This is a genomic window from Cellulomonas fimi, assembly GCF_028527925.1.
Taxonomy (GTDB): Bacteria; Actinomycetota; Actinomycetes; order Actinomycetales; family Cellulomonadaceae; genus Cellulomonas; species Cellulomonas fimi_C.
Map to the genome: position 1 here is coordinate 1 of NZ_JAPESW010000083.1, position 7,994 is coordinate 7,994.

Genomic DNA, 7,994 nt, shown 5'->3' on the forward strand with positions numbered 1-7,994 from the left:
CACGTACTCGCGCCCGAACAGCGCGGTGACGCCGAGCGCCAGGAAGTAGAGCGTGAGGCCGCTCGCGAACTGGTTGGCGCGGCGGCTCACCACGAGGACCGCGTGGACGAGGCTCAGGAGCGCACCCGCCGCCGCACCGCCCAGCACGCCGACCCACGGGCTGCCCGTGCCCGCCGTGACCGCGTAGCCGCCGAGCGCGCCGAGGAGCATCGCACCCTCGGTGCCGAGGTTGACGACGCCCGCCCGCTCCGACACGGTCTCGCCGAGCCCGGCGTACAGCAGCGAGGTCCCGCCGCGGACCGCGCCCGCGAGGATGTCGACGATCACGCGCGCCCCTTCCGTGCGCCCGTCCAGCCGAGCACGGCGACGAGCACGAGACCCATGAGGATGTTCACGCTCGCGGCGGGGAGGCCCGAGCCGATCTGGAGGCTGTTGCCCGCCACGGCGATCGCCGCGAGGACGAACGACGTGAGCAGCAGCGGCAGCGGCTTGTGGCGCGCGAGCCAGGACGCGAGGAACGCGACGTAGCCGATCGTCAGGCCGAACGTCGGGCGCAGCTTGTACTCCATGCCCGCGAGCTGGAGGAACCCGGCGAGCCCCGCGAGGGCACCGCCGACCAGCAGCGCCGTGAGCAGCAGCCGCACGACCGGCAGCCCGGCGCGGCGCGCCGCCTCCGCGTTGCCGCCGACGACGGACAGCCGGAAGCCCCATGACGTGCGGCTCAACCCGAACCACACGGCGCCGGCCGCGACCACCGCGAGCAGGACACCGACGTGGATCGCGGTCCCGGTGAACACCGGGAGCTTGACCGAGTCGACGATCTCGACGCTCGTCGACTGCCCGAGGGCGGCCGGGTCCTTCCACGGCCCGAGGATGAGGAAGAGCATCGAGTACAGCGCGACGTAGTTGAGCAGCAGCGTCGTCACCGCCTCGTTGACCTTGACGACCAGCCGCAGCGCCGCCGCGATCCCCGCCCACGCGGCTCCCGCGAGCGCCGCCGCGACGACCATGCCGCCGATCACGCCGCCGACCGACGCGAACGGCGTCAGCCAGTACGCGGCGCCCGCCGCTGCGATCCCGCCGACGATCAGCTGCCCCTCCCCGCCGACGTTCACGAGCCCCGCACGTGCGGGGACGACCACCGCGAGCCCGGCGAGCGCGATCGGCGCGGCCCGGAGCACGATCTGCTGGAACTGGCCCGGCTGCGTGAGCGTCGACGACCAGATGTCCGCGTACACCGCGAGCGGGTCGGCGCCGTTCGCCAGCACGAACGCCCCGAACACGACGAGTCCCGCGAGGACCGCGCCGGTCCAGCGGAGTGCGGTCGGCACCCACGGCGGCATGCGGTCGGCGGCCGGCGCCCCCGGACGGACGGACGGGCGTGGCGGCGCGGCGACGACCGGCGTCGCGCTCGTCGTCGGCGGCGGTTCCGCCGTCCCCGCGTCGCGCGTGACGTCCTGGCTCATGCGGCACCTCCGAGCATCAGACGGCCGATCGACATGCGGTCCGCGCCCGCCGCGTCGACGACGCCCACGACGTGCCCGTCGTGCATCACCGCGATGCGGTCCGCGAGCGCGAGCAGCTCGTCGAGGTCCTCCGACACCACGAGCACCGCCGCGCCGCGCGCCCGGTGCTCGAGCAGGAGCTCCTGCGTCCGGCGGGTGTTCGCGACGTCCAGGCCGCGGCTCGGGTACGCCGCGACGACGACGGACGCGTCCTGCCCGAGCTCGCGGGTCAGCAGGACGCGCTGGATGTTGCCCCCGGACAGCGCGGCGAGCTGGCGGCCGCGCGGTGCGATGCGCAGCCCGACCCGCTCGTCGAGCGCCGTGGTGCGCGCGTCGACCGCCGCCCAGTCGACGCCGAGCCCGCGCCGCGGCACGGGCCGCCCGTCGAGCACCATGTGCTCGAGCACCGTCAGCCCGGGGACGACGGAGTCGGCGACCGGGTCCTCCGGCACCGTGACGGCGCCGTGCGCGATCGCGTCACGGACGGTCAGTGCCCCGGGTTCGGCGTCGCCGACCCGGACGGTCCCGCCGGCCAGCGGCCGCAGGCCGAGCGCGACCTCGCACAGCTCCTTCTGCCCGCTGCCCGCGACGCCCGCGACACCGACGACCTCGCCCGGCCGTACGTCGAGGTCGACGTCCTTGAGCGCCACGTGACCGCGGTCGCCGCGCGCGGTCGCGCCGCGCAGCTCGAGCGCCGCCCGGTCGCCGTCGGGGACGGGCGCGCGTTCCTGGGCGAGCGGGGGGACGCGTCGGCCGACCATCGCCTCGACGAGCTCGGCGTCGGTGAAGCCCGCCGGGTCGGCCGCCCCGACGACGACGCGTCCGCCGCGCAGCACCGTGACCTGGTCGGCGATCGCGCGGACCTCGGTGAGCTTGTGCGTGACGAGCACGACCGCGAGCCCCTGGTCGCGGAGCTGCGCCACCACGCCGAAGAGCGCCTCGACCTCCTGCGGCGCGAGCACGCTCGTCGGCTCGTCGAGGATGACCAGGCGGGCGCCCGTCATGAGGACCTTGAGGATCTCGGTGCGCTGCCGCTCCCCGATCGACAGGTGCCGGACGGTCGCGGCCGGGTCGACCGCGAGGCCGTACCGCTCCGAGGCCTCCGCGACCCGCGCCGACAGCGCCCGCAGCCCGAGCAGCGGCCCCTCGGGCAGCGCGAGCGCGATGTTCTCGGCGACGGTCAGCGCCGGGACGAGCCGCAGGTCCTGGAACACCATGCCGATGCCGAGCGCGCGGGCGTCCGCCGGGCTGCCGGGCTCGACGGGAGCGCCGTCGACGTAGAGACGTCCCTCGTCCGGGGTGTAGACGCCGTACAGCATCTTGAGGAGCGTGCTCTTGCCGGCACCGTTCTCCCCGATCAGCCCGTGCACCGTGCCGGGCAGGACCGTGAGGTCGACGTCCGCGTTCGCGAGGACGTCGCCGAACCGCTTGGTGAGGCTACGCGCCTCGAGGAGCGCGGGCGGCTTGCCGACCCGGCTCGCCGCGCGGACCGCGGGCTCGGCGGTCACGGCCGGCTCGCACCGCGCGGGGAGGGCGTATGCACTGCCGTATCCCTCCGTGTATCCATGCCGCGGACGCTACGACCGGGATGTTTCGGACATACACGCTCGAAGTAACGCGTTCGTATCCGTCACGCGCGATCGCTCCGCGCCCCGGCGACCCCTCAGGACGGGCCCTAGGCTCGCGCCCATGCCCCGCCCTCGCGTCGTCCTCCTGCACGGTGCCGCGACGACCGCACGCGTCTGGGACGGGCTGCGCCCGCTGCTGGAGCAGGTCGCCGAGGTCGTCGTGCCCGAGCGGCCCAGCACCGGCGACCTGCCGCGCGAGCTCGCCGCACTCGGCGACGTCGAGGACGCGGTCGTCGTGGGCGTGAGCGGGGGCGCGACCCTCGGGCTCGCGCTCGCCGCCTCCGACGTGCCCGTCGCGGGTGCCGTGCTGCACGAGCCCGCGGTCGGCTCGCTCGTCCCCGGGCTGCTCGACCACGTCGTCGCCGGCTGGGCTGCCGGCGGCGTGACCGGCTTCGGCGCCGCGCTCTACGGGCCGACGTGGGACGCGTCGTTGGCGCCGGACGACCCCGACGCCGTCGGTCGTGACCTCGCGATGTTCCGCCGCTTCGAGCCGTCGCCCGTCGCGCCCGGCCAGGGCCCGGTGCTGGTCACCGTCGGCGCCGACTCACCGCCCGCCCGGCACGCCGCCGCCGACGCCCTGCGGCCCTACGGCGTCGAGGTCCGCGTCCTGCCGGGCTGCGGGCACTTCGTCCACCACGACGCCCCCGCGGTGCTCGCGGACGTGGTGCTCGACCTGCTCGCCCGGGTGTCCCGCTGAGGCGTCCCGCGGCCGACGTCAACCCGCGTCAGCCAGCGCCCGGACAGCCTCGTCAAGGCCCGGCACGTCGTCGACCTCGACGACCTTGTCCCGGCTCGTCGCCCCCGACACCAGGCGGACGTCGCGGCGCCGCAGCCCGAGCGCGTCCGCGAGCGCCCGCAGCACCGCCTCCGTCGCCGCTCCATCGACGGCCCGCGCCTGCACCGCGACCACCAACCGGTCGCCGTACCGGCCTCCGACCCGGGTGCGCGACGCTCCCGGCCGGACCCGGACCGCGACGCGCACCGACGTCAGACGAGGCCGAGCGCGCGGACGGCCTCGCGCTCCTCGACGAGCTCGGCGACGGACGCGTCGATCCGTGCGCGGGAGGCGTCGTCGATGTCGAGGTCCGGCACGATGTGCCACTCGCCGCCCGACGACGTCACCGGGAACGACGACACGAGCCCCTCGGGCACCCCGTACGACCCGTCGGACACGATGCCGGCCGACGTCCAGTCCCCCTCGGGCGTGCCGTGCACCCACGTGTGCACGTGGTCGATCGCGGCGTTGGCCGCGGACGCCGCCGACGACGCGCCCCGGGCCTCGATGATCGCGGCCCCTCGCTTGGCGACGGTCGGGATGAACGTGTCGCTCAGCCACGCGTCGTCGCCGACGACGTCGCGCGCCGGCCGGAACCCGATGGTCGCGTGGGACACGTCGGGGTACTGCGTCGCGGAGTGGTTGCCCCAGATGGTGACGCGGCGGATGTCGTCGACCGACGCGCCCGTGCGCGCGGCGAGCTGGGCGACGGCCCGGTTGTGGTCGAGCCGCGTCATGGCGGTGAAGCGCGAAGCGGGGACGTCGGGGGCGTGCTGCGCGGCGATCCACGCGTTGGTGTTGGCGGGGTTGCCGACGACCAGGACGCGCACGTCGTCGGCCGCACCCGCGTTGATCGCCGCACCCTGCGGGCCGAAGATGCCGCCGTTCGCGGAGAGCAGGTCGCCGCGCTCCATGCCCGCGGTGCGCGGCCGGGCGCCCACGAGCAGCGCGACGTTCACGCCGTCGAACGCGGCGGTCGCGTCGTCGTGGATGTCGATGCCCGCGAGCAGCGGGAACGCGCAGTCGTCGAGCTCCATCGCGGTGCCCTCGGCCGCCTTGACGGCCTGCGGGACCTCGAGCAGCCGCAGCCGGACGGGTGTGTCGGGGCCGAGCAGCTGTCCGGACGCGACCCGGAACAGCAGCGCGTAGCCGATCTGGCCGGCGGCTCCCGTGACGGTGACGTTGACAGGCTGGCTGGCGGGCACGGCTGCTCCTCGGGGACGACGACGGCGGCGGCCCCGTTCGGGGCTACCCGCACGCTACCCGGACCCGAGGACGCGCGAAGGGCGGCACCCCCACGGGATGTCGCCCTTCGTCGTCGTGCGGGCCGGGATCAGCCCAGGCGCGCCTGGAGGTTCTCGTCGAGCGCGGCGAGGAACTCCTCGGTCGTCAGCCAGGCCTGGTCCGGGCCGATGAGCAGCGCGAGGTCCTTCGTCATCTTGCCGCTCTCGACGGTCTTGATGACGACGTCCTCGAGCGTCTCCGCGAACTGCGTGACCTCGGGCGTGCCGTCGAGCTTGCCGCGGTGCTTGAGGCCGCCGGTCCACGCGAAGATCGACGCGATCGGGTTGGTCGACGTGGGCTTGCCCGCCTGGTACTGGCGGTAGTGGCGCGTGACGGTGCCGTGCGCGGCCTCGGCCTCGACGGTCTTGCCGTCGGGGGTCATGAGGACCGACGTCATGAGGCCGAGCGAGCCGAAGCCCTGCGCGACCGTGTCGGACTGCACGTCGCCGTCGTAGTTCTTGCACGCCCAGACGTAGCCGCCCTCCCACTTCATGGCCGCGGCGACCATGTCGTCGATGAGGCGGTGCTCGTAGGTCAGCCCGGCGGCGTCGAACTGCTCCTTGAACTCGGTGTCGAACACCTCCTGGAAGATGTCCTTGAACTGGCCGTCGTAGGCCTTGAGGATCGTGTTCTTGGTCGACAGGTAGACCGGGTAGCCGCGCTGCAGGCCGTACGCGAACGAGGCGCGCGCGAAGTCGCGGATCGACTCGTTGAAGTTGTACATGCCCATCGCGACGCCACCCTCCTGCGGGTACGTCACGACGGTCTGGTGGATCGGCTCCGAGCCGTCGGCCGGCGTGTAGGTCAGGGTCAGCGTGCCCGCGCCGGGGACCTTGAAGTTGGTCGCCTTGTACTGGTCGCCGTGGGCGTGACGGCCGATGATGATCGGCTTGTTCCAGCCCGGGACCAGGCGCGGGATGTTGCTGATGATGATCGGCTCGCGGAAGACGACGCCGCCGAGGATGTTGCGGATCGTGCCGTTGGGCGAGACCCACATCTTCTTCAGGCCGAACTCCTCGACGCGCGCCTCGTCGGGCGTGATCGTCGCGCACTTGACGCCGACGCCGTGCTCCTTGATGGCGTGCGCCGCGTCGATCGTCACCTGGTCGTCGGTGGCGTCGCGGTTCTGGATCGACAGGTCGTAGTAGCGCAGGTCGATGTCCAGGTACGGGTGGATCAGGCGGTCCTTGATGAACTGCCAGATGATGCGCGTCATCTCGTCGCCGTCGAGCTCGACGACCGGGCCGACGACCTTGATCTTCGCCATGCGGTGGGTCTCCTGTGCCGTGGGGAGGGCCCTGGCGGGCCCGGGGGCCGGCGCCTCGCGCACGCGGGGGCACGCAGCGGCCGGCGGTGTCCGCGGACAAGATTACTCGACATCAAGAGATCTCGGTGACCGGACGGCCTCGCGATACCGCGCCCCTGCTCAGGCTGGGCTGGCATGCTGGCCCCCATCAGCAACGGCGCAGCGGGTTGGCCGGCCCGGCCCGCGCACGCGCCCGCGGACCCGTACTCACGACAGGACCGACATGTCCCACGACACGCCTGACCAGACCGCCGGCGCGCCCGACGAGAAGGCCGCCGCCGGCCCCGCCCCCGCGGACGCGACGAGCGCCGCCCCGCAGGCCGACGCGACCGCCGCCGCACCCGCCCCGGAGGCACCGGCCGCCCCCGCGACGGGGTTCGCGAAGCCCGGCGACGCCCCCGGCACCCCCGCCACGCCGCCCGTCCCGGCCGCCGAGAGCGACGACGAGGTCGACGCGTACGTCGTGCCCGCGGGCACGGTCGTCACCACCGGCCCCGGCCTGCTGGCGCGGCTCGGCGCGGAGGCGTTCGGCACGTTCGTGCTCGTCCTCGCCGGCGTCGGCACCGCGCTCTACGCGGCCGTGACGCAGGCCGGCCCGCTGGCCGTCGCCCTCGCGTTCGGCATCGCGGTGTTCGCGGGCATCGCCGCGGTCGGCCACGTCTCCGGCGGCCACTTCAACCCGGCCGTGACGTTCGGTGCGGTGCTCGCGGGCCGAACGTCGTGGCGCGACCTGCTCCCCTACGGGCTCGCGCAGCTGGTCGGCGCGGCCGCCGCGGCTGCCGTGCTCTTCGTCGTCGTCACGACCCTCCCTGCTCTCGCGGACCAGGAGCGCGGCTTCTTCTCCGCGACGTCGAACGGGTTCGCCGCGCACTCGCCGATCGCCGCGCAGGCCGGCGAGGGCTTCTCGTGGATCGGCGCCGGCCTCATCGAGCTCGTCGTGACGGCCGTCTTCGTCGGCGTCATCCTGGGCGTCACGGACCGCCGCGCGACCTCGTCGGGCGTCGCCCCGTTCGCCATCGGCCTCACGCTCGCGGCCCTGCTGCTCGTCGCGATCCCCGTGACGAACGGCTCGCTCAACCCGGCCCGCTCGGTCGCGACCGCGATCTTCTCCGACTCGTGGGCGTGGGAGCAGATCTGGCTGTTCTGGGCCGCGCCGCTCCTGGGCGCCGCGATCGCCGCGCTCGTCTACCGCGCGTTCGCGTCGGAGCCGGTCGAGGACAACCTGTTCGAGGAGGACGACGTCTACGTCACGACCGACGACGTGCTCGTCGTCGAGGACCGCAAGGCCTGACCACGCACGAGAACGGTCCCGGTCGCCGCACGGCGGCCGGGACCGTCGTGCGTCCGGGCCGGCGGGCTCAGGCGCCCGGCGGCAGCGAGTGCGCGAGGACGGCGAGGCAGAGCGCGCCGCCGAACAGCACGACCAGGTCGATCGGCTTGGACCGCACGGAGATCGCGACCGGGCCGGGCGAGGGCCGGACCGCCCGCACGACGCC

The 7,994-nt window shown here is 74.4% G+C and carries 8 protein-coding genes; 2 read left to right on the forward strand and 6 right to left on the reverse strand.

Going from position 1 to position 7,994, the window contains the following annotated elements:
* The 3 genes from OMK64_RS19455 to OMK64_RS21165 all read right to left on the reverse strand — a co-directional run.
* Positions 1-327: ABC transporter permease subunit (locus tag OMK64_RS19455; protein WP_445292863.1), on the reverse strand; the 327-nt coding region annotated here is incomplete at its 3' end.
* On the reverse strand, positions 324-1,466 hold the full coding sequence (locus OMK64_RS19460; protein WP_272730010.1) for an ABC transporter permease: 1,143 nt from the start codon (positions 1,464-1,466) through the stop codon (positions 324-326). The genes OMK64_RS19455 and OMK64_RS19460, both read right to left, overlap by 4 nt.
* Positions 1,463-3,013, reverse strand: a complete 1,551-nt coding sequence (locus OMK64_RS21165; protein ID WP_272730011.1) for an ABC transporter ATP-binding protein — start codon at positions 3,011-3,013, stop codon at positions 1,463-1,465. The genes OMK64_RS19460 and OMK64_RS21165 overlap by 4 nt, the downstream gene beginning before the upstream one ends.
* A gap of 181 nt (positions 3,014-3,194) precedes the next feature.
* On the opposite strand from OMK64_RS21165, the gene OMK64_RS19470 reads away from it, so the two are divergent.
* Positions 3,195-3,830, forward strand: a complete 636-nt coding sequence (locus OMK64_RS19470; RefSeq protein WP_272730012.1) for an alpha/beta fold hydrolase — start codon at positions 3,195-3,197, stop codon at positions 3,828-3,830.
* A gap of 18 nt (positions 3,831-3,848) precedes the next feature.
* Here OMK64_RS19470 and OMK64_RS19475 read toward each other — a convergent pair whose 3' ends face one another.
* From OMK64_RS19475 to OMK64_RS19485, 3 genes are all read right to left on the reverse strand, one after another.
* On the reverse strand, positions 3,849-4,235 hold the full coding sequence (locus tag OMK64_RS19475; RefSeq protein ID WP_308201797.1) for a DUF167 domain-containing protein: 387 nt from the start codon (positions 4,233-4,235) through the stop codon (positions 3,849-3,851).
* Positions 4,121-5,113: a malate dehydrogenase gene (locus OMK64_RS19480; protein WP_272730014.1), complete on the reverse strand. Its 993-nt coding sequence runs from the start codon at positions 5,111-5,113 to the stop codon at positions 4,121-4,123. The genes OMK64_RS19475 and OMK64_RS19480 overlap by 115 nt, the downstream gene beginning before the upstream one ends.
* A gap of 128 nt (positions 5,114-5,241) precedes the next feature.
* The gene (locus OMK64_RS19485; RefSeq protein ID WP_272730015.1) at positions 5,242-6,459 is read right to left on the reverse strand and encodes an NADP-dependent isocitrate dehydrogenase; all 1,218 of its coding nucleotides are present in this window, start codon (positions 6,457-6,459) and stop codon (positions 5,242-5,244) included.
* A gap of 262 nt (positions 6,460-6,721) precedes the next feature.
* Between OMK64_RS19485 and OMK64_RS19490 the strand changes: the two genes are divergently transcribed.
* On the forward strand, positions 6,722-7,789 hold the full coding sequence (locus tag OMK64_RS19490) for an aquaporin (protein WP_272730016.1): 1,068 nt from the start codon (positions 6,722-6,724) through the stop codon (positions 7,787-7,789).
* Positions 7,790-7,994 lie beyond the last annotated feature (205 nt).

Excerpts from the sequence above, each read along its gene's own strand:
- OMK64_RS19485 (WP_272730015.1), bottom strand. The coding sequence starts at position 6,459 with ATGGCGAAGATCAAGGTCGTCGGCCCGGTCGTCGAGCTCGACGGCGAC.
- OMK64_RS19490 (WP_272730016.1), top strand. The coding sequence starts at position 6,722 with ATGTCCCACGACACGCCTGACCAGACCGCCGGCGCGCCCGACGAGAAG.
- OMK64_RS19460 (WP_272730010.1), bottom strand. The coding sequence starts at position 1,466 with ATGAGCCAGGACGTCACGCGCGACGCGGGGACGGCGGAACCGCCGCCG.
- OMK64_RS19470 (WP_272730012.1), top strand. The coding sequence starts at position 3,195 with ATGCCCCGCCCTCGCGTCGTCCTCCTGCACGGTGCCGCGACGACCGCA.